The organism is Erythrobacter sp. JB1-7 (assembly GCF_057365015.1).
Window position 1 is genome coordinate 340565 of sequence record NZ_CP200291.1, and the last position, 26117, is coordinate 366681.

The 26117-nt window shown below is 57.6% G+C and carries 24 protein-coding genes and 1 pseudogene; 14 read left to right on the forward strand and 11 right to left on the reverse strand.

Annotated elements, in window-relative coordinates:
* Positions 1–39: 39 nt before the first annotated feature.
* On the reverse strand, positions 40–2247 hold the full coding sequence (locus AC0V6W_RS01660) for a putative bifunctional diguanylate cyclase/phosphodiesterase (RefSeq protein WP_486146523.1): 2208 nt from the start codon (positions 2245–2247) through the stop codon (positions 40–42).
* A 268-nt stretch (positions 2248–2515) separates the two neighbouring features.
* Here AC0V6W_RS01660 and AC0V6W_RS01665 point away from each other — a divergent pair, with 268 nt between their 5' ends.
* Positions 2516–4213, forward strand: a complete 1698-nt coding sequence (locus AC0V6W_RS01665) for a PHA/PHB synthase family protein (protein ID WP_486146525.1) — start codon at positions 2516–2518, stop codon at positions 4211–4213.
* 142 nt (positions 4214–4355) lie between these two features.
* Complete coding sequence (locus AC0V6W_RS01670) at positions 4356–5222, forward strand: alpha/beta fold hydrolase (protein ID WP_486146527.1); 867 nt, start codon at positions 4356–4358, stop codon at positions 5220–5222.
* 25 nt (positions 5223–5247) lie between these two features.
* On the opposite strand, the gene AC0V6W_RS01675 is transcribed toward AC0V6W_RS01670, so the two are convergent.
* A complete protein-coding gene (locus tag AC0V6W_RS01675; protein ID WP_486146529.1) occupies positions 5248–6207 on the reverse strand; it encodes a glycerophosphodiester phosphodiesterase family protein in 960 nt (319 codons plus the stop codon).
* Positions 6208–6474: 267 nt separating this feature from the next.
* Between AC0V6W_RS01675 and AC0V6W_RS01680 the strand changes: the two genes are divergently transcribed.
* Positions 6475–6681, forward strand: a complete 207-nt coding sequence (locus AC0V6W_RS01680) for a hypothetical protein (protein ID WP_486146531.1) — start codon at positions 6475–6477, stop codon at positions 6679–6681.
* A gap of 120 nt (positions 6682–6801) precedes the next feature.
* Here the strand turns inward: AC0V6W_RS01680 and AC0V6W_RS01685 are convergent.
* The 7 genes and pseudogenes from AC0V6W_RS01685 to AC0V6W_RS01715 all read right to left on the reverse strand — a co-directional run bounded on the left by AC0V6W_RS01685 (position 6802) and on the right by AC0V6W_RS01715 (position 14654).
* Positions 6802–7898, reverse strand: a pseudogene (locus AC0V6W_RS01685) (DUF2855 family protein).
* 36 nt (positions 7899–7934) lie between these two features.
* Positions 7935–8558, reverse strand: a complete 624-nt coding sequence (locus tag AC0V6W_RS01690; RefSeq protein WP_486146533.1) for a glutathione S-transferase family protein — start codon at positions 8556–8558, stop codon at positions 7935–7937.
* Positions 8559–8577: 19 nt separating this feature from the next.
* Positions 8578–9705, reverse strand: a complete 1128-nt coding sequence (gene dnaN, locus AC0V6W_RS01695) for a DNA polymerase III subunit beta (RefSeq protein WP_486146535.1) — start codon at positions 9703–9705, stop codon at positions 8578–8580.
* A gap of 187 nt (positions 9706–9892) precedes the next feature.
* On the reverse strand, positions 9893–10657 hold the full coding sequence (gene fabG, locus AC0V6W_RS01700; protein WP_486146537.1) for a 3-oxoacyl-[acyl-carrier-protein] reductase: 765 nt from the start codon (positions 10655–10657) through the stop codon (positions 9893–9895).
* 72 nt (positions 10658–10729) lie between these two features.
* On the reverse strand, positions 10730–12673 hold the full coding sequence (locus AC0V6W_RS01705) for a beta-propeller domain-containing protein (RefSeq protein WP_486146539.1): 1944 nt from the start codon (positions 12671–12673) through the stop codon (positions 10730–10732).
* 75 nt (positions 12674–12748) lie between these two features.
* Positions 12749–13687: an ACP S-malonyltransferase gene (gene fabD, locus AC0V6W_RS01710; protein ID WP_486146541.1), complete on the reverse strand. Its 939-nt coding sequence runs from the start codon at positions 13685–13687 to the stop codon at positions 12749–12751.
* Between the two features lie 133 nt (positions 13688–13820).
* Positions 13821–14654 (reverse strand): LD-carboxypeptidase, encoded by an 834-nt coding sequence (locus tag AC0V6W_RS01715; protein WP_486146543.1) that lies wholly within the window; start codon positions 14652–14654, stop codon positions 13821–13823.
* Between the two features lie 55 nt (positions 14655–14709).
* Between AC0V6W_RS01715 and AC0V6W_RS01720 the strand changes: the two genes are divergently transcribed.
* The 5 genes from AC0V6W_RS01720 to AC0V6W_RS01740 all read left to right on the forward strand — a co-directional run bounded on the left by AC0V6W_RS01720 (position 14710) and on the right by AC0V6W_RS01740 (position 19665).
* On the forward strand, positions 14710–16134 hold the full coding sequence (locus AC0V6W_RS01720; protein WP_486146545.1) for a Mur ligase family protein: 1425 nt from the start codon (positions 14710–14712) through the stop codon (positions 16132–16134).
* Positions 16131–16403: a hypothetical protein gene (locus tag AC0V6W_RS01725; RefSeq protein WP_486146547.1), complete on the forward strand. Its 273-nt coding sequence runs from the start codon at positions 16131–16133 to the stop codon at positions 16401–16403. The genes AC0V6W_RS01720 and AC0V6W_RS01725 overlap by 4 nt, the downstream gene beginning before the upstream one ends.
* Before the next feature lie 84 nt (positions 16404–16487).
* Positions 16488–18032, forward strand: a complete 1545-nt coding sequence (locus tag AC0V6W_RS01730) for a class I adenylate-forming enzyme family protein (protein WP_486146549.1) — start codon at positions 16488–16490, stop codon at positions 18030–18032.
* Between the two features lie 50 nt (positions 18033–18082).
* Positions 18083–19015 carry an oxygen-dependent tRNA uridine(34) hydroxylase TrhO gene (gene trhO, locus AC0V6W_RS01735; RefSeq protein WP_486146551.1) on the forward strand — a complete coding sequence of 311 codons (933 nt, stop codon included), beginning with the start codon at positions 18083–18085 and terminating at the stop codon, positions 19013–19015.
* Positions 19012–19665, forward strand: a complete 654-nt coding sequence (locus AC0V6W_RS01740) for a glutathione S-transferase (RefSeq protein ID WP_486146553.1) — start codon at positions 19012–19014, stop codon at positions 19663–19665. Before trhO ends, AC0V6W_RS01740 begins: the two co-directional genes overlap by 4 nt.
* Before the next feature lie 18 nt (positions 19666–19683).
* On the opposite strand, the gene AC0V6W_RS01745 is transcribed toward AC0V6W_RS01740, so the two are convergent.
* Positions 19684–20325 carry a glutathione S-transferase family protein gene (locus AC0V6W_RS01745; RefSeq protein WP_486146555.1) on the reverse strand — a complete coding sequence of 214 codons (642 nt, stop codon included), beginning with the start codon at positions 20323–20325 and terminating at the stop codon, positions 19684–19686.
* A gap of 10 nt (positions 20326–20335) precedes the next feature.
* Positions 20336–21283 (reverse strand): DUF808 domain-containing protein, encoded by a 948-nt coding sequence (locus AC0V6W_RS01750; RefSeq protein ID WP_486146557.1) that lies wholly within the window; start codon positions 21281–21283, stop codon positions 20336–20338.
* Between the two features lie 197 nt (positions 21284–21480).
* On the opposite strand from AC0V6W_RS01750, the gene rpsF reads away from it, so the two are divergent.
* From rpsF to AC0V6W_RS01780, 6 genes are all read left to right on the forward strand, one after another.
* Positions 21481–21846 carry a 30S ribosomal protein S6 gene (gene rpsF / locus AC0V6W_RS01755; protein WP_486146559.1) on the forward strand — a complete coding sequence of 122 codons (366 nt, stop codon included), beginning with the start codon at positions 21481–21483 and terminating at the stop codon, positions 21844–21846.
* The gene (rpsR, locus tag AC0V6W_RS01760; protein WP_034904833.1) at positions 21846–22070 is read left to right on the forward strand and encodes a 30S ribosomal protein S18; all 225 of its coding nucleotides are present in this window, start codon (positions 21846–21848) and stop codon (positions 22068–22070) included. The genes rpsF and rpsR overlap by 1 nt, the downstream gene beginning before the upstream one ends.
* Before the next feature lie 13 nt (positions 22071–22083).
* A complete protein-coding gene (gene rplI / locus AC0V6W_RS01765) occupies positions 22084–22761 on the forward strand; it encodes a 50S ribosomal protein L9 (RefSeq protein ID WP_486146561.1) in 678 nt (225 codons plus the stop codon).
* Between the two features lie 46 nt (positions 22762–22807).
* Complete coding sequence (locus tag AC0V6W_RS01770; RefSeq protein WP_486146563.1) at positions 22808–23851, forward strand: hypothetical protein; 1044 nt, start codon at positions 22808–22810, stop codon at positions 23849–23851.
* Positions 23852–23860: 9 nt separating this feature from the next.
* Positions 23861–24523 carry a Fe2+-dependent dioxygenase gene (locus tag AC0V6W_RS01775; RefSeq protein WP_486146565.1) on the forward strand — a complete coding sequence of 221 codons (663 nt, stop codon included), beginning with the start codon at positions 23861–23863 and terminating at the stop codon, positions 24521–24523.
* 74 nt (positions 24524–24597) lie between these two features.
* Positions 24598–26052, forward strand: coding sequence for an AMP nucleosidase (locus AC0V6W_RS01780; protein WP_486146567.1), 1455 nt, complete (start codon positions 24598–24600; stop codon positions 26050–26052).
* The last annotated feature ends 65 nt before the right edge of the window (positions 26053–26117 follow it).

Sequence of the window (26117 nt, forward strand, 5' to 3'; positions counted from 1 at the left end):
CGCGCCGAAAAAGTCTTGGCGGTGTCATAACGATTGATATCAGTCCCGCTTTTTGAGCGCAGGTTGCACTTCGATAAAGGCCTTGGGCGTGGTTGGACGCGCATGCATCAGGCCGGAATACGAATCGTCTTTCAGCGCCTGTAAAGGACGCCCCGCCATCTCCATCTGGTATGGCGACACCCGGTGGCGAGTACACAATCCATCTGCCCCGTCGCTGATCAGCGAGTTTTCAAATTCCACCCCCTGACTGTAACCTTCAGAACGCCGCACGATGGCAACCGCCAGCTGGCCGCCGCCTAGATCAAGCACAACGCTTGTACCTAACGGAACATCAAGCAGACCTTCGATTTTCGCGCCGGTCTTCGACAAGTTGCGCAGGAAAACGGTGTAGCGGTGATCGCCGTGAATGAGTCCGATCTTGCGAAACTCGGTGCGGCGCTCTTCGCGAAAGCGTTCCGGCCCGCGCGGAGCATAGATCAAATCGCCAGACTCAAATCGCTCCAGGACATCTTCCAACGGCACTGCGCGTGAAAAAAGGATGCCTTGCAAATGCGTGGCACCCTGTTTTTGCACTGCGGTCAATTCATCTTTGGTTTCCACGCCTTCGGCAACGGTTTCCATATTGAGCACACTGGCGAGGCTGACGACGGCTGCGATAATCGCAAGATTATTGTTGGAACCGCTTGAACAACCGCGCACAAAGCTCTGATCTATCTTGATTTTGTCAAATGGCGCATCGCGCAGATAACTGAGTGAAGAATAGCCGGTTCCAAAATCATCAAGCGACAGGCGCACGCCCAAAGCTTTCAGATTCTTAAACACGCGTAATGTGCGTTCGACATCGCCTACAAACACGCTTTCGGTGATCTCCAGTTCGATCTGCCCCGGATTGACGCCTGTCTTCTTGAGCGCATTGCGCACGATTTCGACAAAATCATCCGAAGCAAATTGCACAGCCGAGACATTGACTGCGGCTTTCACCCCGTTTGGCCACGTCGTCACATGCTGGCAGACTTCGGTAAGAGCCCACTCCCCCAACTCGCGGATCAGGCCCACTTCTTCAGCAACTGGAATGAAATCACCCGGTGAAATCATACCTCTCTCGCTGTGATTCCAACGCATCAAGGCTTCCATGCACGCGACCTCGTGCGTTGTTGCATCAACAATGGGCTGGTAATGCATTTCCAGCTCATCTTTTGCCGTGGCATCGCGCAGATCAGCCTCGATCTGGTGGCGGTGGCTGGCCTTGTCCTGCAAGTCAGAGGTGTAGAACCGGTGCTGGCCGCGCCCGCCGCCTTTGGCAGCGTACAGCGCAAGATCCGCCGCTTTGACCAGTTCATCGGTGTCAATCCCGTCATAGGGCGCTGTTGCAATACCCACTGATGACCCGATCACCGCGCGGCTACCGTCGATCGAATAAGGCTGCGAAATCATCTGGATCAGGCGCTGGCCCAAATCGCCCAAATCCCCGCGATCATCCATATCGGGCAGTATGATCTGAAATTCATCGCCGCCAAGACGCCCAATTTCGCCTTTGTCTCCAATGATCCGTTTGATCCGGGCTGCAACCTGCTTGAGCAGTTCATCGCCTGCTGGATGACCCAAAGTGTCGTTCACTTGTTTGAACCGGTCCAGATCAAGCATCATCAAAGCGCAGCTGCGCTTCGCCAGTTTGAACGCGGTCAAAGTGGACGTAAGATTGCGCGCCATACGGTGACGATTTGACAGGCCTGTCAGCGAATCGAATTGTGACAAGCGTTCGGCATCAACCCGGTTTTGGTGCGCGTGGCTGATATCCTTTGCGCTTCCGCGATAGCCGGCAAATTCGCCTTCGCTGTCGAAATGCGGTTTGCCCGATATCTCCCACCAGGCCTCTTTATCGCCCGATGTCAGTTTAACCGCGCTTGATGCAATGGAATTGCGCGCCGCAAACAGGAACCGCAAAGGCCGCTGCGCCTCGTCGCGCTCTGCCTCGTTATCCTCTTCGAATAAATCTGAAGCCTGCTGACCAAGCACGTCGCATTCTTCGAGCTCCAGTTTCTCCAGCGCAGCCGGAGTCATATACGTGATGCGGCCTTCGGCATCGCTCGCCCAAAACCATCCGAGCCCGGATGTCTCAAGACTGTCAAGCAAAGCAACACGGCGCGCCTGATCCTTCAGCGCAATAGGGTTGAACGCAGCTGGTTCATCCGCCGCCTCGGCCGGCGGCTCAGATCCTTTGGTAAGACGCGAAAGCAGGCTCGCCATTGTCAACTTATGCCTTGATCTGGAGGAACACTCAGTTTTGCCGGACGGGCGATAACGTGGAAGGATTTAGAAACCGTAATCCTGACTGAACCTTTTATCCGCATGCCTATCCTGGCGGGTGCGCTGTGAGCGACCGGGTTGAAATAGCTGGCATTGAGCGGCACAAGGAACCCAAAGAAGATGTTTGCGTAGAACAAGCACGATAAGCACTAAGGGCGAGTGACAAAGATCACCGCCCGCACGGGCCTGTAATGGCAGAGGGGACATAATGGCGCACGAAACAGTCAAGTTGGAGAACGAAGCAGCCCAATCCACCAATGCGCTGGGCCCGCTGGTGGGCGTTGCGCGTGAGGATTTTGTCAGCGCGGTTGCGTTGTTATTGCGCGAGACGGCTTCGGATCCCGGCAGGATCATGCGCCATGCTCAAACCATGGGTGAGGACATGGTCAAAATCATGACCGGCAAAAGCGAGCTTGCCCCCCATCCCAAAGACAAACGTTTCATGGACCCCGCCTGGCAGTTCAACCCGTTTTTCAGAGCCGGCGCGCAATATTACCTCGCCGTGCAAAAGGGGATCAGCGGCTGGATCGAAGAGCTGGAACTGGACGATCTGGAACGCAACCGCGCCAATTTCATCTCAAACATCATAATCGACAGCCTTGCCCCGACCAACACGCTGGCTGGCAATCCGATTGCGCAAAAGCAGATCATCAATTCAGGCGGCTTGTCGCTGATAAAGGGTCTGCAAAACGCCTATAACGATATCGTCCATAACAAAGGCATGGTGAGCCAGGTGGACAAGCGCCCGTTTAAGCTGGGCGAAAACATCGCGACATCCAAAGGCAATGTCGTCCACCGCACTGAAATGTACGAGCTCGTGCATTATGCACCGACCACGGATGAGGTTTACGCCACCCCGCAGCTCACCATCCCTCCGCAGATCAACAAGATGTATATCAACGATCTGTCGCCGGAAAAATCGGTGGTGAAATGGCAGGTTGATAACGGCATTCAAACCTTTGTCATTTCCTGGCGCAACCCGTCCAAGGAGCAAGGCAAGTGGGATATGGCGGACTACATCGCTTCTTGCGAAGAAGCCTTGGAGATCGTGTCCGAAATTACCAGTTCAAAGAAAGTCAACGTATCTGCCGGGTGTTCGGGCGGGCAGACCGCATCGGTGCTTGCCTCCAAGCTGGCAGCGACCGGTAATGACATCCTGGGCACGCTGACTTTGATGGTGTGCGTGCTGCATCCCAAGGCCACCGATATCGAGGCCGGATCGCTGGTCAGCCAGAACGGCATTCAGCTCGCCAAGCAGCGTGCGGCGAAGAAAGGCGTTATCAAAGCCGATGATCTGGCGCGCGGCTTTGCCTGGCTGCGGCCCAATGATCTCATCTGGAATTATGTCATCAACAATTACCTGCTGGGTATGGACCCGCCAGCCTTCGATGTGTTGTTCTGGAATGCGGATGCGACCAATCTGTCCGCCAGCCTGATGGGCGATTTTCTGACGCTGTATGAGGAATTGGCCTTTTCCACGCCCGGCAACACTGAAATGGCAGATCACAAGATTGACCTTACCAATGTGACCGCCGATCTGTTCATCCTTGGCGGGGTGACCGATCATATCACGCCGTGGAAAGCGACATATCGGTCAACCCAGCTGTTTGGCTCAAAAGATGTGACCTATGTGCTCAGCCAATCGGGCCATATGCAGGCGATCTTGAACCCGCCAACCAATCCCAAGGCGAAATATTTCGTCCAGAAAAAGCGCGGCAAATTGCCGGAAACCGCAGATGAATGGCTGCAGGGCACCGAAGAGGTTAAAGGCAGCTGGTGGCCGTTATGGATGGAATGGATCCAAAAACGCTCTGGCACCAAAAAAGCCGCTCCCAAAACTGTTGGCAGCAAAGCGCATCCCCCGCTCGAAAGCGCGCCGGGACTCTACGTTGTCGAAGAAGTCTGATATAACCGTTTCATATTAACGCGTTTACAGCTTGTGGAGAGCATCCTCGTTAGGGATCATCGAGGGTGCTCTCCAACCCGAAAAGGGCCTTATGGCAGGGATCGCCAGGGGTGCTGGAGACGCTGAAAAAGGACGGGAAAACGTGTCAGACGGTATGAAAAATGCGCATGTCAGCATGCGCGAGGTTGGCGGGCGGACGCTACGGACTGCTACGTGGCGGCTCGATAAACCGGGCGATCATCCACCCATTTTGTTCTTTAACGGGATCGGCGCCAATATCGAAGCGGTGGCTCCGCTCGCAGACGCTTTGCCCGAACGCGCCTTTATCATGTTTGACATGCCGGGCGTTGGCGAATCGCCCGATCCGCTGATGCCGTATAACCCCTTCACGATGAGCTGGACGGCGGCGCAATTGCTCGATCAATTGGGCGTTGGCACGGTTGATGTCATGGGCATAAGCTGGGGCGGAGGCATGGCGCAGCACTTTGCCATGCAGCATTCAGGCCGCACACGCCGCGTGGTGCTGATCGCGACCAGCGCAGGCATGCTGATGATGCCGGGCAGTCCGAAAGCACTCACCAAAATGGCCAATCCGCGCCGCTATATCGATCCCGATTTCATGATCGCCAATTTCGAAACGCTGTATGGCGAAGGGCTTGGCAAATCTTCGGGCAAAGGCGGGCATATGTCGCGGCTGAAGCCCCCTTCCCCGCGCGGTTATATGTATCAGCTTTTGTGCATGCTGGGCTGGTCGAGCGCGCCTGCGCTGCCGTTTTTGATGAAGCAGGACACGCTCATCATGATGGGCGATGATGATGCGATTGTGCCGCTGGCTAATGGCAAATTCCTCGACATGCTGATCCCCAATTCAGAATTGGTGGTGATGGAAGGCGGCGGACATCTGTTCCTGCTGAGCCACAAGGAAGAATGCGTGGCCGCGATGCGCGAATTCCTCGATCGTCCGGCAACCAGCGAAGAAGCCGAACGGGCCGAAAAACAGGCTGCGTAAAAGGCGGTGGTTTACAGGGGCGGTCTTACCGGCTGACCCCGCATCGCCCTGATACTGGCAATCGTTTGGCTGCCTCCAACGCTTTGGCAGCTGCGCGCGGGCGGTCCGTGGCGAGGATATCGACCCCGCCCTCGCCCAATTCTGCGTAACGTTCATCGGTTCCGAAGCGGCCGATCACATTGTCGATGGACGCAGGCGAGCGGCCCAAAGTGCCAAAGATCACTTCAACATCTGCCTCGTCCAAGGCTCGGTATAAATCAGGTTTGGGGGTGCGCGTGCCGGTAAAAGCGACAATGCGGTCTGCGGGAATGCCAGCAGAAACGGCAGCGGCCAGATCATCGGCATCGCTTATCGAAAACGAGATCAACATTTCAGGGGCAAGCGCATGCAGTTCTTGCGCCGCTTTGGTGGTGTAGGCGATCAGGATAACCGCATCAGCCATGCCGGCAGCGCGGATCATATAGATCACCGCTGCGTAATTCGCGGTCCGTTTGAAATCCACTTGCAGCACTGTGCGCCCGCGTGCCCATTCCAATGTCTGGGCCAAAGTGGGCACGCGGTAGGGTGTTTGCCATCCCGCTTCATCGACCAGGTTCAGCTGCTCAATATAGCTCCACTCACGCTCGGTCACTTTGCCAGTGCCCGTGGTGGTCCGGTCAAGCGTGCGGTCATGCATCAGATAATGCACGCCGTCGCTGCTCTGCGCGACATCAACCTCCATAATGGCGGGGATCGCGGTGAGGACGGCGTCCATCGTCTCAATCCCGTTTTCCGGCAATCCGGCAGATGGCCCGCCCCGATGCGCAGAGATCAGCGTTGTCTCTTCAGCCTCGAAGCAATCGAGCATCGCCGAAAGCCCCGTTTGCGGGACAAGCCGCCATGTCTGGTGCGCTTTTTCGGAGCGGTCCGGGGCTTGCGCAATCGCAGCAGGCGTGGCGGCAAAGGTCACAGCGGCAGCGAGGGGCGCCAAGAGGTATAGATGCATGGAAGCGGTGCCTTTTGCGAATCGAATACAGTCTTACGCGGCTATCTGGTGCGGGCGCGAATTGATCAACCTGCAATCAGCAGAGCAACGATAAAGGCAGCTACAAGGCCGCAAAAACAAACCAAAATGTAAAGAAATGTTTCAGCGTCAATATTCTTGCGCGCGTCCATTAAACCTTCATGAAATCGCCGTAACGGTGCTTTTTGACGCGGAACCGTGTTGAATTGGGACACAATGATGGCTATCGAGTGTCTAAAGGAGATCAAAATGAAGAAAACTGCTCTTATGCTCGGCGCTGTTGCACTTGCGGGTGCACCTGTTGCCGCTCAAAGCCTTCCGGTCGTTGCACCGGTCATCGATGGTGAAAACCTCGGCGGCGGCGCTGAAGGCGTGCTGATCGCAGCCCTCATCGCCGGTATTGTTGGCCTCGTTGTCCTCGCAGCAAGCGATGACGATCAGCCCACCAGCCCGTAAGGCTCACGAAATTGCCGGGCTGCTTTGACGCAGCCTACAATTGAAAGGCCCCCGCCAGATGCACTTTGTGCGCTGCCGGGGGCCTTTTCGCATCTGCAATCGGCACGGTGATGCGGGTTTTCACGGCTGGATGACAATGCCCTGCGCCGGATCAACCGAACCGCCCAGCATCTCAAGATAGACATCGCGGGCCTGCTCCAGCCCAGCGCGCGTATCAATCGTGACGCTCGCCGCAGCAACATCCAAAAACCCGCGCCAGCTTTTCGCGACCAATTCCGCGCCGCCCTGGTGCCCGTGCTCCTTGAAGAACGCAACCATGTGATCAGGCGCAAAGAACAAAGTGGGCTTGGGCCCGGGAAGGCCTTCTGCCCCGCCCATGCCTGGCCCGCGCTCTTCAATGTGGGTTGCGCCCACAAGGCATGAATATTTGAGAGTTGCCTCAAAATGAGTATGCAAGTTCGCCAATACTTTCGCATTGCCGGCAAAATCCACCGTCACGCTGGGCGCGATGACCATGCGGCCAATCTCGTCATAGCCAAACACCTTGTCATAAAGCCCCGTCTTCTCGACAAAGTCGATATTGCCGGGCGATGTCAGGCCGATACGCTTGATACCGGGAGAGTTTTGCTTTGCCACGCTGGCAAGGCCCATGGCAGTTTTGGAAGACGCACTGGTCAGGATCACCTGCTCAGCTTCAAACCAGCCTTCGTTGCGCATGAAATATTCGATCAGAAAGCCCGTTTTGAACAAAGGTCCAAAGATCATCCGCTCTGCTTCGTGCGCAGGATCGTGCTCAGGATCAGCAGCAAGGCGCGAATACTGATTATAGACCGGGCTCATCGGCTGGCGATAATCAACCGTGTCGGTAAAACCTGACGCGCTGATTTTGCCCGGCACGACATCCAGATGGCTCGCCATGGGCAGATAGCCATAGACGCGCTCTCCCTCTGCGATTTCCGGGCAATTGCTCTGGGTAACCTTCGCGTGCCCCCACATCGGCACAATGCCAAGGCCTTCCGGATCATCAGCGCGCGGGGGAAGAAATTCCAATAGCCAAAGCCATCGCCCACCACGGCATAGGTGATGTTGTTGGCCGTGACGGAGAAGCTTTCCACTTGCATCCGCACCGCCCCTTCGCCCAGCGGACCAAGATCGGCAGAGGCAAGCTCTGCGTGAGTGAGTTCGGTTTTGCGGACGTGGACCTGTGTGAGTGTCATTGCGCTGTCTCTCCTGTTTCGCCCCGTCCTAGCCGATCAGCTTTCGGTTTCCCAGCGGGTTGCCTGAATAGAAGCGCGTTTTTCGCAATCCCCCAGCCATTCCATCAAAGCCTCGCATTGGCCAATGCCCACACCGCCCTGAGGGGTCAGTTGGAGGGAGCGCATCACGGGGTAAAGGAACACATCGGCCATGGTGAAGCCAAGCGGCAGCCACGCGCCATCGCGCTGCAATTCCGCCTCGCAAAAACCCAATGCGCGGCTGATCTGCGGGAGAGCCGCGTTCATTTTCTCCGGGTCAATTGGCTGGCCGGCAAAGCGGTGCATGATCCACGGCATAACCAGCCCGCGTTCAAACAGCGGAAACAGGTAATTGTTGGCAATCGCGATCCATTTGTCGCATGCCGCGCGCGTGGCGGGGTCTGCGGGCTGCAACGCCCCGCCATTATGCGCATTGTCGATATAGCAGGCGATCGCGGCGCTTTCGATCAGTTCAAGCCCATCAATCTCCACCACAGGGACTTTGCCAAAGGGATGACGATTGGCAGGCGAATGCGCCGCCGTTGCGATGGTTTCGTGGGTTACGCCCGCTTCCTCGCACGTGATCTGAACAATGCGCGTATAGGTCGAAGTGACCGTGCCAAAGATGCGGGCCTGCGCCATAGTGCAGGTGAGCGAACCGCTACACCCGCATCGGCATCAGAACATACAAAGCAGGCGAGCTTTCATCCTTGCGGATCAGCGTCGGCGCGCCTGCATCGGCGAGGTGCAGTTCAACCTCGTCGCTGTCGATCTGATCGAGGATGTCTTTCAGGTAATTGGCGTTAAAGCCAATCTCGAACCCGTCCGACTGATATTCGGAGGCCAATTCCTCGGTCGCGGTGCCATTGTCAGGCGATGTCACAGACAAAGTAACCTTGTCCGTATCCAGCCCCATTTTCACCGCGCGCGTTTTTTCGGTCGCGATGGTGGCGACCCGGTCCACACCTGCGAACAGCAGCTTGGGATCGACTTTCAAAAGCTTGTCATTGCCCGTGGGGATAACGCGGCTGTAATCGGGGAACGTGCCATCGATCAGCTTCGAAGTCAGCACCACGCCCCCTTCACCGCCAAGAGTGAAACGGATCTTGCTCGCCGAAAGGTCAATCTGCACCGCGCCGTCCATTGCCTCATCCAGCAATTTGCGCAATTCGGCGACCGCTTTGCGCGGCACGATGACATCGGGCATGCCCTCTGCGCCATCAGGGCGTGCCAAGGTGAAGCGCGCGAGCCGGTGGCCATCGGTTGCCGCCGCTTTCAAAACAGGCGCGTCTTCATCGGTGACGTGCAGGAAGATGCCATTGAGGTAATAGCGCGTTTCCTCGGTTGAAATCGCGAACCGGGTGCGGTCGATCATTTCAGCCAATGTCTTGGCCGGAAGCTCGAACGAGGTCGGCAAATCACCTTCGACAATCACGGGGAAATCGTCGCGCGGCAGGGTCGGCAGTTTGAACCGCGAACGCCCGGCTTTGATCTCCATCCGGTTTTCTGCGGTTTCAAGGCTGACCTGGCTGCCATCGGGCAGTTTGCGAGCGATATCGAACAGCAGATGCGCGGAAACCGTAATGGCACCAGCGCTTTCCACGCCCGATGCGCTCATCGTTTCGATCACTTGTAGATCGAGATCGGTCGCCATGACTTTCACATCGCCGCTATCCGATGCCTCAATCAGGACATTGGACAGGATCGGAATGGTGTTGCGGCGTTCAACCACCGATTGAACATGGGAGAGACACCTAAGAAGCGTCGCGCGTTCGATCGTAGCCTTCATCAGCTTTGCCTATCGTTTGTGTTGCATTGGGGCTGTGACCGATGGAATCGATCCCGCCCCAAGGGAATTCATTCCAAAACCTTAGCGCCGATAACAATACGGGCAAGTTTGTAGCTTTACGAGGGGGAATTGCGCTGGGGATAAGGGGGCGGATTGCGCCTCTTGTTCCCCTTCACACCCAGCCGGATCACCCCGTCATCGCCATTCCGCCATTAACGTGCAGCGTTTGGCCCGTGACGTACCCTGCCTCGCGGCTGGCGAGATAGACAGCGGCTGCACCAATATCATCGCCCTCGCCCATTTTACCGGCTGGGATGCGCGCATTGATTGCCGCCTGCTGCTTTTCGTCGAGAGCCGATGTCATGGCCGTGCGGATAAAACCGGGGGCAAGGCAATTGGCAGTGATCCCGCGCGATGCGACTTCCTGCGCAAAGCTCTTGGTCATGCCGGTAAGGCCAGCCTTGGCGGCGGCGTAGTTCATTTGCCCTGGATTGCCCGTCGTGCCCACCACGCTGGTGATGTTGATGATCCGGCCAAAGCGCGCTTTCATCATCGGCCGGGCACTGGCGCGCATCAGGCGAAAGGCTGCTTCCAGGTTCAATTGGATCACCTGATCCCATTCCTCATCCTTCATCCGCATCGCCAGATTATCGCGCGTGATCCCGGCATTGTTGATGAGGATATCAATCCCGCCAAGCGTATCGAGCGTGGCGGGGATCAATTCCTCGACCTGAGCGGCGTCAGACAGATTGCACGTAATCTCAACATGATCGCCAGCTTCGGGTGAGCCCACTTCGCTGATTAGCTGTTCGCGAAAGGTGCGCAGCTTATCCCCGTTGGACCCTGACAAAGCGATCCGCGCGCCTTGCCCTGCAAGCGCCATTGCAATCGCCGAACCAATCCCGCCGGATGCGCCGGTAACCAGCGCGTTCATGCCTGTAAGATCGAACAAATGTGCCTCCATAAATGCATGTTCGCCCTGTTGCGCGCATGGAGGCACGCGGTCAACCGGGGAGCATGCCTGTCACCGGGCAAAGTTGATGCGTTTAATCTCCCGCATCGCCCCGCCTGCGATCTCGCCTTCGACAATCTGATCACCCATCAGCGCAAAGATGCGTGTGCCGATAAAGATCGGGCGGGCATTGCCGTACCAATCGGTGCAGGATGCCTTGCAATCGCCTTCATCGGCCAAATCCTGCATCTTTTGCGCCTCAGCCAGTGTCGTCGCATCAGGCACAGTGTCAAGTTCGCCAATAGGGGCCAGTTTGCCGTCCTCGCGCGACAGGAACGTCATGGCTGTCGATGACCCGAGAAATTCAAAGTCATACCCGTCCAATTCCTTGTTCACCGGCAGCGCCATTACGCCATTGCCGCTTTCTGCCGCATTGGCATCGGGCCGCCAGAAAAACGCATGGCTGCGGTTTTCGCCTTCATCGGTGGCGGGCAGCAGGCTGGTTGTGCCGCGCTTTGCAGGCTTTGCTGCCTCACTCAGTTCAATCGCGGTAAAGCCGAGCTGATTGTCCTTGTCCTGCCCGATCACCACCCCATCAGAGCCAAGCCGGTCAATCCGGCTGATACCGTGCGGCAATTCGATCCGCTGCGCCCAGCCTGCATCAAGCGGAGTGACATACACCTCAGGCGTTTCCCCTTCGCTGCGGTAACGCGCGCCAGAGTAAAGCAAATGCCGCCCGACATAGCGGTTTTGAACGCGCCAGCCATCGGGGCTTGGCAGACTGCGAAACAGGCCCTGCGGCAAGTTTTCTGAGCCACTGCCCATTGCGTCCAATGGCACGCGCACAAGGGCTGTATCGCCTTCGGAAAATTCACTGTCCCACATGGTTGCCCCGATGGAACTGGTGCCCGCAAAAGTGAACTCGCCGCGGGTCAGGACAAACAGGCTATCGGTGTCATCATCCTCATGGAAGGAAAACTGATCAATCGGTGCGCCCTGCACGCCCATCGCTGTCATGTCTGAACCATCATAGGGGACGCGGTAAAGCACATGGCCTTCTTTCTGATCAGTCCCGCGCCAGCGCCAACCCGCGCGCCCTTCTTCCGTCCAAAGATAAGCGGCATCCTGCGCAAAGTAATACTCGGCTGAATAGGTGCCCAGCACGGCGCGCGACGTGCAGGTCAGCTCCGGCTCCAGCACATCGCAGCGCGTGAAACCGTGCATCAGGTTAGCAGCCGGCGACACATCGCCCAGCATGCTCGCCGACAGCCCCATATTTTCAGGCACCAGATTGTCGCCCACTTTAACGCGGGTTCCATCGGGCAATCGCCGCTCCAAAAAGGGAAGCGTTTCGCGCCAGTTTTCACGAAACGGGCTTGGGGAATAGCTCCACAATTCGCCGTCAATCATGCGGGTCGCGTAATTTCGCGATGAATAATAATCGAAACTCGTCAGATAGTGCGTGTCGATATAAGACAGCGCGCCCGCATCTGACAATTTGAAACGCGAGATTTCGGTGCCGCCTTCGCCATAGGAATAACCGATGACGACGACCATGCCGTTCGACAGCAGCATTTCATCATACCACGTGTCACCGGGTGTGGGATCATCGGGCGGGAAGGCATCGATGCTGGAGACTTTCTCCAAAGCGCCCTCGCCGTGCCGCACAACATAAACGCGGCCCCGGCGCAGAATGACGAGGAATTCGCCGGTGGCTTTGACAATGCCGCCTTCGTCTATGCCTGCTTCTTGGTTGTTGGTGATCGCGACTTCTTCAACGCGAGAACCCGTGACGACGATTGACTCATCCTCTGCATATGATTGAGGCCGGGACGCGATCAGCCGTTTTTCCTCACGCTTCTGTGCGGCGATATAGGCGTCTACTTCAGCCGCATTGGCAAAGGTCGGGATGCTGCCCGGATTGCGATCAGGATCAGGCAGGCTGGCGCAGGCCGATAATCCGGCCAACAATCCGGCTGCGAACAAAGCAATTCGTGCAGGTCTTAAAATCGCCATTTGCCCCTCCCCAGTTGCTATGGGGAGAAGTAACGCAAACTTACCTGAATGCAAAATGTATCAGACGCTTAGGCCTTAGCTCAGCGATTTGGCGAAAGCCTCGATTTCTTCCATCGTGATAAGGCTGGTGGTTTGCGCATCGCCTGCGATCTTGCGGATCATGGGGGAGAGCACTTTGCCGCCCAGTTCGACAAAGCTCTCGATACCATCTGCATGCATCTGCGCCACGCTTTCACGCCAGCGCACGCGGCCTGTGACCTGCTGGACGAGCAGTGCGCGCTCTTCATTCGGATCAATGACTTTGGCAGCGGTCACATTGGCGTAAAGCGGGACAGCAAAATCAGCGAGTGGCGTTTGGGAAAGCGCTTCTCCCATACGGTCAGCGGCGGGCTGCATGAGCGAACAATGAAACGGTGCCGATACCGGCAAAAGCACGCCGCGTTTGATGCCGTGTTCTTTGACCAGCGCGGCGGCGCGTTCAATCGCGCCCTTGTGGCCGGAGAGCACGACCTGCCCCGGATCATTGTCATTGGCGATCTCGCACACCTCACCTTGAGCAGCAGCATCGGCCAGCGCGCTTGCCTTTTCGATATCAGCGCCCAGCAATGCCGCCATCGCGCCCACGCCCACGGGCACAGCCGCCTGCATCGCCTGCCCGCGCAGTTTCAGCAGGCGCGCGGTCGTCGCCAGATCAAACGCTCCGCTTGCGCACAAGGCGGTGTATTCGCCCAGCGAATGGCCCGCGACCGCTTGCGCTGTATCGGCAAGGCTGACGCCAAAATCGGTTTCAAGCACGCGCAAGGTTGCCATGGCATTGGCCATGATGGCTGGCTGTGCATTTTCGGTAAGAGTCAGTTGATCCTCTGGCCCGTCCGCCATGATCGCGGACAGTTTTTGCGACAAAGCATCATCCACTTCGGCGAAAACATCGCGGGCCGCCTGGCTGGCGGCGGCTAGGTCTGTGCCCATGCCGACTTTTTGGCTGCCTTGTCCGGGGAATACGAAAGCTTGCATGCGTTATTCTCTTTGGCTGTTCCGGGCCGCCCGCTCCCTCCACCCTTCCACCCGGAATATTTTCGGATACAATCCGGGTGGAAGGGTGGAGGGAGCGGGCGGCTTGGGGTTCTGAACAAAAGTCCCCTTTCGCCTAAGGCCGGGCAGCTGGCCCTGCAAGTCCAAAAGGCACCACATGATTATCCGCCGTGTGCCCAATACGCGCGCGGCCCAGATAGGGGATTCCTGCCCGGTCGCACCAGAACTGCGCTATCTCATCAAGGCTTTGCCCAAATTCAACGTCATTTTCAGGCACGTCGGAAACCTCGCCCAATCGCAGCCCTGCAATGCGCCCTTTCAGGCTGCCGGAAAGGTGAAAAAACAGCCGATCAACCGCATAGATATGCTCGCTCACTTCCTCCACCATCACCACATGACCGGACAGATCCGGCATCAAAGATGTGTTGGCGATCATAGCCAGAGTGTAGAGATTGAACGCGGCGGCAGGCGTTGCGCCGTTAAGGCTGGGCTCCAGCCCCGAATTGTCCCCGCCAAACCACCGGAGCACGCGCCGCACCGCTTCGCGTCCGGTTTCAGACCGGGCGCTGACCGGCATTGACCCATGCACGCTTTGCCCGATGCCAGCGCGGTACAGCGCGGCAAGCATATATCCGCAATCTGAAAAGCCCACATAGGTTTTGGCGCGCGCCGCTTCATTCATGCGCACCACTGCGGCTTCGGCGATGCGGTTGGAGCCATAGCCGCCGCGCGCAAACCACACCGCATCAAAAGCGGGATCATTCGCACATTCCAGAAACGCGGTAAGCCTTCGCAGATCATTTCCGGCAAAATGCCCTTCGCGTTCAAAGCACTGTTCGTGAAAGGTCACGCGGTGCTGGGGAAATTCGGCAGCGACCAGTTCTTCCAATGCATCAGCGGAACCGCGCGAAATCCCTCTTGCCGGGGCACAAATTGCAATATTTGTCATGTCATCAGCCTATGTCGCTTGTCAGCGTTAACGCAAGCCCATAACCGTATGCGCCATGACAGCTAAGCCGGAACGTGACGATATAACTGGGTGCCCCTTGTTCTTTTGCGGGATCGGCGGGTCGGGTATGTTGCCGCTTGCCCAGATTGCGCGGGGCATGGATCACGATGTTGCAGGCTCTGATCGCAGCTATGATCAGGGGCGCACGCCTGCCAAGTTTGAATGGCTGGCAGAAAATGGCTTTTCCCTGTCGCCGCAGGATGGAAGCGGAATTGCTGAGGGCCAGATCCTGATCGCCTCTGCCGCCGTAGAAGACACGGTGCCCGACGCCGCGCGCGCAAAAGAGCTTGGCCTTGCCCGCATGACGCGGGCTGAATTGCTGTCCGCTTTCTTCAACGATGCTGGCTATTCCATCGCAGTCGGCGGCACATCGGGCAAATCAACCGTGACAGGCATGATCGCATGGATTTTGTGCGAAGCCGGCTTTGACCCCACAGTGATGAACGGGGCGGTGATGAAAAACTTCATCTCGCCCAGCAATCCCTTTGCCAGCGCGCGGATCGGCAGGCGCGAAGTGTTTGTGAGCGAAGTGGATGAAAGCGATGGCTCCATCGCGCTGTATCGCCCAACCATCGGCGTGCTGCTCAATGTCAGCCTCGATCACAAATCCATCGAGGAATTGCGCGTCTTGTTTGGCGATTATGTCGCGGCATCAGGATGCGCGGCGATCAATTTCGACAATGAAGAAGCCCGCATGCTGGCCGCGCGCGCGCATAAATATATCAGCTTTGGGATCGAGAACACCGAAGCTGATCTGGCGATAGAGCCCGGCTCGATTGAGGAAACCGGCTTTGGCATCAGCGCCGCCATTGTCGACACTCGCAAGAAAGAGGCCTTTGCGCTCGAACTGCCAATGCCGGGGCGGCACAATCTGTCGAACGCGATGGCGGCGATTGCAGCAGTGAATGCCGCCGGCGTGGATGTGCAAAAGGCGGCCCATGCGCTTGCCTCTTTTGCAGGGCTGGCCCGCCGGTTTGATGTGGTGGGGACCAGCGCATCGGGCATTACGGTGATCGATGATTTCGGCCACAATCCGGAAAAATGCGCGGCCACATTGCGCACTTTGAAAGCGGCCGAGGGGCGCGTGATCGCGTTCTTCCAGCCGCATGGATATGGCCCCTTGAAGCAGATGGGCGATGAACTCGCAGCGGTATTTGCCGATCTGCTTGATACAGATGATGTGACGATCATGTGCGATCCTGTCTATTTTGGCGGCACAGTCGACCGCAGCGAAGGGACCGAGCGGATCATCGCCTTGATCAACGGCGCAGGCGGATCTGCTGAGCACATCCCGGACCGCGCGGATTGCGGCGCGCGCATGGCTGCTATGGCAAAACCGGGGGACCGCATCGTCATAATGGGCGCGCGCGATGATACGCTGAGCAGCTTTGCCAAAACCGTGTTTGAGCAATTGCCATGACCCTATACGCCGCCGCTGTGCGCCATGCGTGGTGGATGGCCGGATCGCTGGTGGTTGCGATCCTGTTTGTATTGGTGGTGGACCGTTTCTTTGGTCATTCTACCTTTGCTTTTGCCGCCGCGATCATTGGTCTGGTGGCGGCAAACAGAAGGATGCTGGGATTCAACTGCTCCACTTGCGGCAAAAACCTGTTTTTTCGCGGCATGTTCGTGGTGCCGTGGCCCAATCGGGTCTGCGGGCGATGCGGGACGGTCCTTGACGAGGCGTAATCGCGCGCGCCCTCACCCGCCCTCAAAAACGCGCATGGTGAGCCGGCCCATCCCGCATTAACTTTCGCGCCAAAGGAGAGAGCCATGGCGCCCCGCCCCCATTCCCACCCTCGCGATTTCTCGCTCGATACGCTGCTGCGCGTCAATGCTGCCCAATACGCGCCGCGAGAGGCGTGCGTGGATGGCGCCCAGCGGCTGACTTATGCGCAGCTTGATGTGCGGGTAGAACGGCTTTCGCATTGGCTGCTGGCGCGCGGGATTTCCTGCGGGGACAGGGTCGCGCTATTGTTAACCGATGGCGCGCCTTACCTCACCGCTTTGCTGGCCTGCGGGCGTATCGGCGCGATCGCAGTGCTGCTCAATTGGCGGCTTGCGCCTGGTGAACTTGGCTGGATCATCGGTAATGCGCAGCCTTCGATGACATTTGTGAACCCGCGTTTTGCCGATCTGCTGGCTGAAAGCGCGCCGGGGGAAACCATCGTGGTGGATGAAGCGCACGGCAAAGACGGCCTGTTTGAAAGCATCGTAAGCGCGCCTCAGCCTGCGCAACCTCTGCCCGATCTGCCGCCCGAACGCCCGCTTTATATGATGTATACCAGCGGCACGACGGGAAAGCCCAAAGGGTGCCTTCAGGCTGGCAGCGCGGTCGCGTCTTCGGCGATGGGATTTGCAGTGCGGCGCGCCTTTACCAAGGAGGAGCGGCTGCTTTCGATCAATCCGCTGTTTCATGTTGTGGGCATGCAGCAGATAGCCGCCATGCTCGCCTGCGGGGGATGCAGCGTGTTTTCCGGACGCGATATGGGCTCTGCAGAGGTGCTTGATCTGATCCACCGCGAACACTGCACCACCACCAGCGCCTTTCCTCAGATCAGCTTTCCCTGGTTCGAAATGGACGCAGTGCGCGGCGGGGTGATGCCGCTTACCAAATACACTGGCGGGTCTGGCATGGGTAAGCCGCAGATCTATGAAGGGTTTGAAAAGCAGTGGGATTGCCGCGTTGTGGGCGGATATGGCCAGACAGAAGTGTGCGGCTTTGCCACCTTTATCGACTATCCCGATATGCTCGAACATCCCCGCTCTATCGGCTGGCCGATGCCGCATGTGGAAATGGCTATTCTCGATCCCGAAGGCAACCAATTGCCCCCCGGCGAGGAAGGCGAGATTGGCCTTCGCGGTCCTTCTGTCATGCTGGGTTATTGGCGCAATGAAGCCGCGAGCGAGGCGGCGCTGGGCCATGGCTGGCTGCGCACGGGCGATTTGGGCCGGATGGATGAACGCGGGCTTGGCTATCTGCTGGGGCGAGCAAAAGAGTTGATCAAGACGGGCGGCGAAAACGTCTATCCGGCGGAAGTCGACGCGGTGTTTGCCGACATGCCCGAAGTTCTCGACGCGGGCTGTGCAGGCGTGCCTGACAAGAAATGGGGCGAAGCGGTGAAGGCTTTTGTTGTGCTGAAACCGGGCGCGCATTTGACGCGTGAGGAGATTACCGCGCGGTTCAAAGGCAAAATCGCCGGATACAAACGCCCGCGTTACATCGAATTTGTCGATCAGCTGCCGCGCGATCCGCTGGGTAAATTGCTGCGCCGCGACCTGTCAGCGCGCCCTGTAAGCGAAGATCAAGCCGCCTGAGCGGCGCACGCTCTTGTCGCGAAGCCCTGCGCCGGGTTAGGGGCGGCATTATGCCAACGCCTGAATTGCCCATCCAAGTCGCCGCGCTGTACCGCTTTGCCCCGTTTGCTGATCCTGCAGCCTTGCAGGCCCCATTGCAGGCGGTGTGCAAAAAAGCGGGCACGGCAGGCACCGTTTTGCTCGCCGGCGAAGGGATCAACGGCACAATTGCAGGCGCACCCGAAGCGGTCACCCAAGTGCTCGATCATATTCGCACCCTGCCCGATTGCGATGAATTGGATGTGAAATTCTCCTATGCCAAAACCATGCCTTTCAACCGTATGAAAGTCCGGCTGAAACGCGAAATTGTGACCATGGGAGAACCCGGCATTGATCCGCGCGCCAGCGCCGGGCGCTATGTCGATCCGCACGATTGGAACGCACTCATATCCGATCCCGACACCATCGTGATCGACACCCGCAATGATTACGAAGTTGATCTGGGCACATTTGACGGCGCGATAAACCCGCAAACTGCAGCTTTCGGCGAATTTCCGGGCTGGTTTCGCACCCACCGCGAAGAATTGCTCAGCGGCAAAAAGAAAGTCGCGATGTTTTGTACAGGCGGAATACGCTGCGAAAAATCCACCAGCTTTCTGCGATCAGAAGGGGTGGAGGATGTCTATCATCTGCATGGCGGCATTCTCAAATATCTCGAAAATGTGCCCGCTGATGAAAGCCTGTGGCGGGGCGATTGCTTTGTATTTGATGAGCGGGTGACGGTGAAACACGGGCTTGAAGTGGGCGAATATTCGCTATGCCGCGCCTGCCGCTATCCTATCAGCGATGAGGACAAGGCATCGCCCGATTATGCCGAAGGCATTTCGTGCCCACTGTGCATTGAAACCAAAACCGATGCGCAGCGCGAGCGATATGCAGAACGCCAGCGGCAGATGGAACTGGCCCGCCGCCGCGAAAGGGCAAAGAGGACGGCGGACAAATGAACGCGGCTCCCATCCTCTACAGCTTTCGCCGCTGCCCTTATGCGATGCGCGCGCGCATGGCGCTATGGACCGCTGGCATCACAGTGGAACTGCGCGAGGTAAAGCTGGCCAATAAGCCCCCGGAACTGCACGAGGCATCCGCCAAGGCGACAGTGCCCGTTCTGGTCTTGCCGGATGACACGGTGATTGATGAAAGCCTTGGCGTGATGCGCTGGGCGCTGGCCAAGAACGATCCAGATGGCTGGCTGGGCCATGATGATGCTGCTGTCATTGAGCAAAACGATGACGCATTCAAACACCATCTTGATCGGTACAAATACCCCGTTCGCTACCCGGAAGAAAACGGCGGCGATGAAACCGCGTTTCGGCTGCACCACCGCGCAAAAGGGCTGGCGATCCTTGAGCGGTTGGATGCGCAATTGGCGGGGGGCAAAAACCTGTTTGGCCCCCGCTCCACTTTTGCTGACATCGCCCTGTTCCCGTTCATTCGGCAATTCGCCAACACGGATCGCAGCTGGTTCGACGCGCTTGACCTGCCGCATTTGCAAAGCTGGCTAGAGGGGCATCTGGCATCGGATCTGTTCAAGGCGGTCATGCCCAAATTTGACCCCTGGAAAGCGGGCGATGAACCGATTTTCTTCGGGCCATAGCCAGCTTGTTGGTCAGCGCTATGCCTCCAGCGCCAATCGCCCCTTCTCCTCGCGTTCAAACGCGCGCTGATAAGCGGGGCGCTGGGTCAGGCGCGCGCGGTACGCTTTAAGGCTTTCGGGCACCCGGTCATCCAGCCCGACATTCTGCGCCAGGATCAGCGCATAGCCCACGCAGATATCCGCCACGGTGAAACGGTCCGCGCACAGATATTCGCGCGCCTCCAGCCGCCGCTCAGCCTTTATCAGGCGTTTTTCAAACCATTTGGCATAAGCCTCGCCCGCCTCTGCCCAGCCCTTGTCTTTTTCGAAGATAGCAAAGCGCATATAGACCGTTTGCGGAAACGTGATCGTGGCGTCCGCATGATAGGTGAAATCGAGGTACGCGGCATAATCCGCTTCTCCCGGCGCGATCACAAGATCGCTGGGACCGCCGCGCGTGGCAAGGTAGTGCGCAATCGCGCAGCTTTCGCTCATCTGCGCATCTCCATCCACCAGCAGCGGAACTGTGCCCAGCGGATTGGTTTCAAGATATTCGGGCGCAAGAAAACGCGGCGGAAACGGCAGGATTTTAAGCTCGATATCTACGCCTGCTTCTTCTGCTGCCCATGTTGCACGAAGGCCGCGCGACCGGGCGCAGGTGTATAGGATTGGCTTTGTCATACGCGCCGCCTTAATGCGCCTCAGCGTGTCCTACACCCATTACTTTATGCAGGACAAACGCGATCACGGCCCCCAAAGCAAGGCCGAGGACGGCAGAGATAAAGGCATAGGTGAACCAGCCAGCAATGCCCGATAATGCGCCGGTGACGCCTTTCACCCAATATTCCGCGCCGTGGGCGATGTCATAAAACAGGTCAAAGCCAACCTCGTGCGTGCCGTGAACGATAATGCCGCCGCCCACCCACAGCATCGCGACCGTACCGATCAGCGACAGTGAGGTGAGCAGAACAGGGACGAATGCGACCAGCCCTTCGCCAAATGTCTTGGCCGCAGCATTGTCACGGCCGGCCAGAGACAGGCCGATATCATCCAGCTTTACGATAATGGCGACCGCGCCGTAGACGATGACAGTCACAGCAACGCCCACCAAAGCCAGCGCAAGGCCGCGTTCCCACCATGTTGGCAAGTCCAGTTCATTCAGCACAATCGCCATGATTTCGGCTGACAGAATGAGGTCAGTGCGCACCGCGCCTGCAATGCGCTGTTTCTCAAACGCCACCGGGTCTTCGATCACATCTTCGACCGTTTTACCGTGCTTTGCCCCGCCCAGCTTCTCCATCACTTTTTCCGCGCCCTCATAGCACAAGAAAGCGCCGCCCAGCATCAATATCCAAATGATCGCCCAAGGGAGAAATTCAGACAACAGGATCGCACCGGGCAGCAGGATCACCAGCTTGTTAAACAGGCTTCCTTTGGTGATCGCCCAAATGATCGGCAATTCGCGCGCCGGCGATAATCCGGTGACGTAACTGGGCGTGACCGCGGCATCATCTATGATAACGCCCGCCGTTTTGGAGCCTGCGCGGCTGGCGGCGACAGCGATATCATCTGCCGACGCGGCAGCCGTGCGCGCAATCACTGCGACATCATCCAACAAAGCGACCAATCCTGATGGCATATTCACTAATCCCCTTTGCGCCTGTGAGACCCGCGATAAAGCGGTGCGTTCCAAAAGGAAAGAAACCTTGCATTGCAGCGGCAACACGTTATGTGCGCGCTTCTGCTTTTAACCGGGCGGAACCAAGAAAGCCGGAGGGGCCCCGTCATCCGGACGGACAAGCCAGCGATCGGCATGCAATATAAGGAACGCGAAGTATGGCTCATTATGAGCATATCTTCCTCGCGCGTCAGGATTTGAGCCAGGCTCAAGTTGATGCGCTGGCGGCCACGGCGACCGAAATCGTCGAAGCGAATGATGGCAAAGTCACCAAAACGGAGACATGGGGCCTCAAATCGCTTGCCTACAAAATTGAACGCAACCGCAAAGCGCACTTTGTGATGCTGAACATTGATGGTCCGGGCAGCGTTGTTGCTGAACTGGAACGCCAGACCCGAATCAACGAAGACGTGATCCGCTATATGACCATCCGTGTCGAAGAGCACGAAGATGGCCCATCCGTGATGATGCGCAAGAATGAACGCGACCGCAAACGCCGGTCTGACCGTGAGGAGCGCGACTGATGGCCCGCCCGTTTTTCCGCCGCCGCAAATCCTGCCCGTTTTCGGGTAACGATGCCCCCAAGATCGATTACAAAGACGTGCGCCTGCTTCAGGGTTTCATGTCTGAACGTGGTAAGATTGTGCCTTCGCGCATCACCGCCGTTTCTGCCAAGAAACAGCGCGAACTTGCCAAAGCCATCAAGCGCGCTCGCCATATCGGCCTGCTGCCCTACATCGTGAAATAAGGGAGAAGACACAATGGATATTATTCTCCTCGAACGCGTTGAGAAACTCGGCACCATTGGCGATGTTGTCAGTGTTAAAGACGGCTATGCCCGCAACTTCCTGCTGCCTCAGAAAAAAGCCCTGCGCGCCAATGACGCGAACAAGGCTGTCTTTGAAGCAAACCGTGAACGGCTTGAAAAAGACAACGCTGAAAAGCGCGGTGAAGCTGAAAAAAGCGGTGAAAAGGTTGCCGGCGCAGAAGTCGTGCTTATCCGTGCCGCATCAAACACTGGCCAGCTGTACGGCTCGGTCAATGTTCGCGACATGGTTGCAGGGCTTGAAGCTCAGGGCCACGCAGTCAACAAAAAACAGGTCATCATGGGCGCGCCGATCAAAACGATCGGCATGCACGATGTGACCGTGGCGCTTCACCCCGAAGTGCATGTGACGGTGAAAGCCAATGTCGCCCGCTCTGACGACGAAGCTGAACTGCAAAGCCAGGGCGTCGACGTGCTCGCGCAGATGTTCGCAGACGAACAGCGCGAAATCGAAGAAGCCGCTGATGCCAACCGCATCGATCCCAACCTTGAGCCGGGCGAAATCCCTGCAGAATTGCTGGAAGAAGGTGTTTCAACACCCGAAGACACCAGCGAAGCAGAAGCTCTGGTTGAGGCAACCGATCACAAAACCGAAGAGAGCGACGACGCGTAAATTCGCGCCAAGTTTTCTTTGCTGAACACGAAAGGCCGGTATCCCGATGACATTTCAATCGGATGCCGGTCTTTTTGCGCACACACTTGATGTGGCGAACGACCGCGTTCTGGTGGTCACCATGCGCGAGGCGGATTATCGCAGCGCCAGTTTCCTAGACAATCGCCTGCTGCAACCTACAGGCGGCCAACCTGCCCTGCCGATGCAATGGGCATCGTGGGACCAATTGGAAAGCGCCTCTGCCGGCATCCGCGATGATGCGCAGTTCATTTTTCACATCGGCCATGTCGGTTCAACGCTGATTGCCCGCTTGCTGGGTGAGGCGGCAGATACGCTGGCCCTGCGCGAACCGCAGATATTGCGCCAGTTTGCAGAGCTGTCCCCGCTGGAAGGGTTGCCGCATTCGCCGTGGGAGCCGGGAAAGCTAGACCAACGCCTGCAACTGGCGCTGCGCTGGTTATCGCGCACATTCGGCGCCGATCAGCGCGCTTTGGTAAAAGCCACAAGCTTTGTCAGCGATATCGCGCCGCGCATACTCGCAGGCGGTGATGTAGGGGCGCGCAAAGCGGTGTTTCTGACGCTGTCACCTGAACGGTATATCCAGACGATCCTTGCAGGAGAGGCCTCGCGCCAGGAATTGGCGGCTTTGTCTGCCGCCCGCCTCCAACGGCTGAATACGCGGCTGAGCGCGGCGGGCGGTCCACCGATCAATCTTTGGGAATTGGACGAAGCGAAGCGAGCTGCAATGGCCTGGGCATGCGAAATGACGGCCCTTGATGCAGCGCATTCAGACCGCGCCTTGTGGGTGAATTTCGACAGTTTCCTCAAAGACCCCGCCCCCGCCCTTGTGCAGATGGCGCAGTTTTTAGACATAGGCCTGGATGCAGATACAGCGCAGACGCTCACCACAGGCCCGATCATGCAGCAATATTCCAAAGCGCCAGAGCACGGGTATTCCGCCCAATTGCGCGAAGATGTGCTGGCCGATGCAGCGCGCACGCACGGCGCGCAGATCACAGCAGCACTTGATTGGCTCCAAAGTCAGGCAAACACGCATCCCATCATTGCAGCCGCGCACGAGCGGGCCTAAACACTCCCCATGTTCAGATTGATCGAAAACGTGCTGTCTGATGCGCAGCTGACCCAATTGCGCCAGATCGCAGCGCAGGCGAAATTCGTGGATGGCAAAATCAGCAATCCGCACAATAAAACCAAAAACAACCTGCATATGCATGATGAGCAATTGCAGCAGAACGCTGTGAACATCATGGCGCAGGCCTTGTTTGGCTGCGAGGATTTCGTCAATTTTGCTGTCCCTGCGCAATTCGCGCCGCCGCTTATCACGCGGTACACCAAGGGAATGAAATACGGGCTGCATCCCGATTCCACCGTGATGCAAATCGGCAATGTCTCGATCCGTTCGGATGTGTCGTGCACTCTGTTTCTCAACGATCCAGCCGATTATGATGGCGGCGCGCTGCGCATCCAGCTTGGCAGCGAAAGTGTCCGGGTAAAGGGGCCAGCAGGCTCTGCCGTGGTGTATCCATCATCCACGCTGCACGAGGTGGAAGAGGTGACCAAAGGCGAACGTCTGGTCGGCCTGACTTTCATCCAGAGCCAGATCCCCGACACGCATCACCGCGAATTGCTGTATGAACTGGGCGAAGTGGCAGCGCTCGAAGGCAATGGGATGAGCCATGAAAATTACACCCGGCTGCAAGCGGTGCAATACAACCTGAAACGAATGTGGCTGCGCGGTTAGCATTCTTGCGGGAAATTCGCGCAATCAGAATGCAGGCTTTGTAACATTCGCATTTCGCAGCTAAGGCCTGCGCGATGATTTCAATACCCGATATTCTCGCTGAGCTTCAAAAACACTATGACGATGCCGTCGATGCCCTGCGCAAAGATGTGATCGCCTATGGCCACGATGGGATTGTCCCGCCGCCTGAACGGCGAAAGGATGGCAGCTATGCCTATCCACAGATCACTCTCACTTATGCCGGGCTTGAGGCAGCAGACAGCGATCCTGACGCGGCAGACCGCAGCCGCGCATTTGGACGGCTGGAGATTGTCGGCACATATACCACCACAATCACCCGGCCCGATCTGTTCGCATCCTATCTGACTGAGCAATTGGAGCTGATTTCGGCAGCGTTTGACGTGGAAGTCACCGTTGAGCGATCCCGGCAGGAAATCCCCTTCCCCTATGTGCTCGATGGTAAAGCGGGCGCGGCGATGGTGGGGATTGCCCCGCAGGAAATCGCCGCGTTCTTTCCCTCAACCGATTTGGCGCTGATCGGCGATGAACTGGCCGATGGGATCGAATTTGACGAGGCGCAGGATATGCCCCTGTCGCTGTTCGATGGGCTGCGCACCGATTACTCGCTCGCTCGGCTGGCGCATTACACTGGCACCAATGTCGAGGATTTTCAGGACTTCATCCTGTTTACGAACTATCACCGCTATGTCGATGAATTTGTTAACTGGGGTGCCAAGCAGATCGGCACTGATGGCTATACCGGGTTAACCGGTGCGGGCGGTCTGGATATCACCATGCCGGTTGACGATGCGCAGCACCAATTGAGCGATACGGCATGGCGGCGGCACCAGATGCCCGCTTATCACCTGATGCGTGAGGATGGTCAGGGCATCACTCTTGTCAATATCGGGGTTGGCCCTTCCAATGCCAAAACGATTTGCGATCACCTCGCTGTATTGCGCCCTCATGCGTGGATGATGATCGGCCATTGCGGCGGGGTGCGTTCCAGCCAGAAGATCGGCGATTTCGTTCTTGCCCATGCTTATCTGCGCGATGACCATGTGCTCGACAATGTGTTGCCGCCCGAAATTCCAATTCCCCCCATTGCCGAGGTTCAAGTTGCACTTGCCAGCGCCGCAGAGGATGTTTCGGGCACGCAGGGCGCTGATCTGAAACAGCGGATGCGTACCGGCACGGTCGTCACCACCGATGATCGCAATTGGGAACTGCTTTATGCCAGCAGCGCGAAACGCTTCTCGCAAAGCCGCGCCATCGCGATCGAAATGGAAAGCGCCACGATAGCCGCGCAAGGATACCGTTTCCGTGTGCCCTATGGCACGTTGCTATGTGTGTCGGACAAGCCGCTGCATGGCGAGATCAAGCTGCCGGGCCAGGCGAACAAGTTTTATGAAGAGGCGATTGCCGCCCACTTGCAAATCGGTCTGGAGGCGTGTGCCCGGCTGCGCGCCGAAGGAGACCGGTTGCACAGCCGCAAATTGCGCGCCTTTAATGAACCGCCATTCCGATAGGGCCAAGATGGACAATCGCCCAACGCAGCGCGGGTCCCTATCTGCAAGGCTACGCAGTGCCCCTT

What these genes read in the sequence shown, in the direction of transcription:
- rpsR (WP_034904833.1), top strand. Translation starts at nt 21,846, where the DNA reads ATGGCCCGCCCGTTTTTCCGCCGCCGCAAATCCTGCCCGTTTTCGGGT.
- AC0V6W_RS01730 (WP_486146549.1), top strand. Translation starts at nt 16,488, where the DNA reads ATGGCGCCCCGCCCCCATTCCCACCCTCGCGATTTCTCGCTCGATACG.
- AC0V6W_RS01780 (WP_486146567.1), top strand. Translation starts at nt 24,598, where the DNA reads ATGATTTCAATACCCGATATTCTCGCTGAGCTTCAAAAACACTATGAC.
- rplI (WP_486146561.1), top strand. Translation starts at nt 22,084, where the DNA reads ATGGATATTATTCTCCTCGAACGCGTTGAGAAACTCGGCACCATTGGC.
- AC0V6W_RS01715 (WP_486146543.1), bottom strand. Translation starts at nt 14,654, where the DNA reads ATGACAAATATTGCAATTTGTGCCCCGGCAAGAGGGATTTCGCGCGGT.
- AC0V6W_RS01680 (WP_486146531.1), top strand. Translation starts at nt 6,475, where the DNA reads ATGAAGAAAACTGCTCTTATGCTCGGCGCTGTTGCACTTGCGGGTGCA.
- AC0V6W_RS01750 (WP_486146557.1), bottom strand. Translation starts at nt 21,283, where the DNA reads ATGCCATCAGGATTGGTCGCTTTGTTGGATGATGTCGCAGTGATTGCG.
- fabD (WP_486146541.1), bottom strand. Translation starts at nt 13,687, where the DNA reads ATGCAAGCTTTCGTATTCCCCGGACAAGGCAGCCAAAAAGTCGGCATG.
- trhO (WP_486146551.1), top strand. Translation starts at nt 18,083, where the DNA reads ATGCCAACGCCTGAATTGCCCATCCAAGTCGCCGCGCTGTACCGCTTT.
- AC0V6W_RS01725 (WP_486146547.1), top strand. Translation starts at nt 16,131, where the DNA reads ATGACCCTATACGCCGCCGCTGTGCGCCATGCGTGGTGGATGGCCGGA.
- AC0V6W_RS01675 (WP_486146529.1), bottom strand. Translation starts at nt 6,207, where the DNA reads ATGCATCTATACCTCTTGGCGCCCCTCGCTGCCGCTGTGACCTTTGCC.
- dnaN (WP_486146535.1), bottom strand. Translation starts at nt 9,705, where the DNA reads ATGAAGGCTACGATCGAACGCGCGACGCTTCTTAGGTGTCTCTCCCAT.
- AC0V6W_RS01745 (WP_486146555.1), bottom strand. Translation starts at nt 20,325, where the DNA reads ATGACAAAGCCAATCCTATACACCTGCGCCCGGTCGCGCGGCCTTCGT.
- AC0V6W_RS01740 (WP_486146553.1), top strand. Translation starts at nt 19,012, where the DNA reads ATGAACGCGGCTCCCATCCTCTACAGCTTTCGCCGCTGCCCTTATGCG.
- AC0V6W_RS01660 (WP_486146523.1), bottom strand. Translation starts at nt 2,247, where the DNA reads ATGGCGAGCCTGCTTTCGCGTCTTACCAAAGGATCTGAGCCGCCGGCC.
- AC0V6W_RS01775 (WP_486146565.1), top strand. Translation starts at nt 23,861, where the DNA reads ATGTTCAGATTGATCGAAAACGTGCTGTCTGATGCGCAGCTGACCCAA.
- AC0V6W_RS01690 (WP_486146533.1), bottom strand. Translation starts at nt 8,558, where the DNA reads ATGGCGCAGGCCCGCATCTTTGGCACGGTCACTTCGACCTATACGCGC.
- AC0V6W_RS01665 (WP_486146525.1), top strand. Translation starts at nt 2,516, where the DNA reads ATGGCGCACGAAACAGTCAAGTTGGAGAACGAAGCAGCCCAATCCACC.
- AC0V6W_RS01705 (WP_486146539.1), bottom strand. Translation starts at nt 12,673, where the DNA reads ATGGCGATTTTAAGACCTGCACGAATTGCTTTGTTCGCAGCCGGATTG.
- AC0V6W_RS01770 (WP_486146563.1), top strand. Translation starts at nt 22,808, where the DNA reads ATGACATTTCAATCGGATGCCGGTCTTTTTGCGCACACACTTGATGTG.
- rpsF (WP_486146559.1), top strand. Translation starts at nt 21,481, where the DNA reads ATGGCTCATTATGAGCATATCTTCCTCGCGCGTCAGGATTTGAGCCAG.
- AC0V6W_RS01720 (WP_486146545.1), top strand. Translation starts at nt 14,710, where the DNA reads ATGACAGCTAAGCCGGAACGTGACGATATAACTGGGTGCCCCTTGTTC.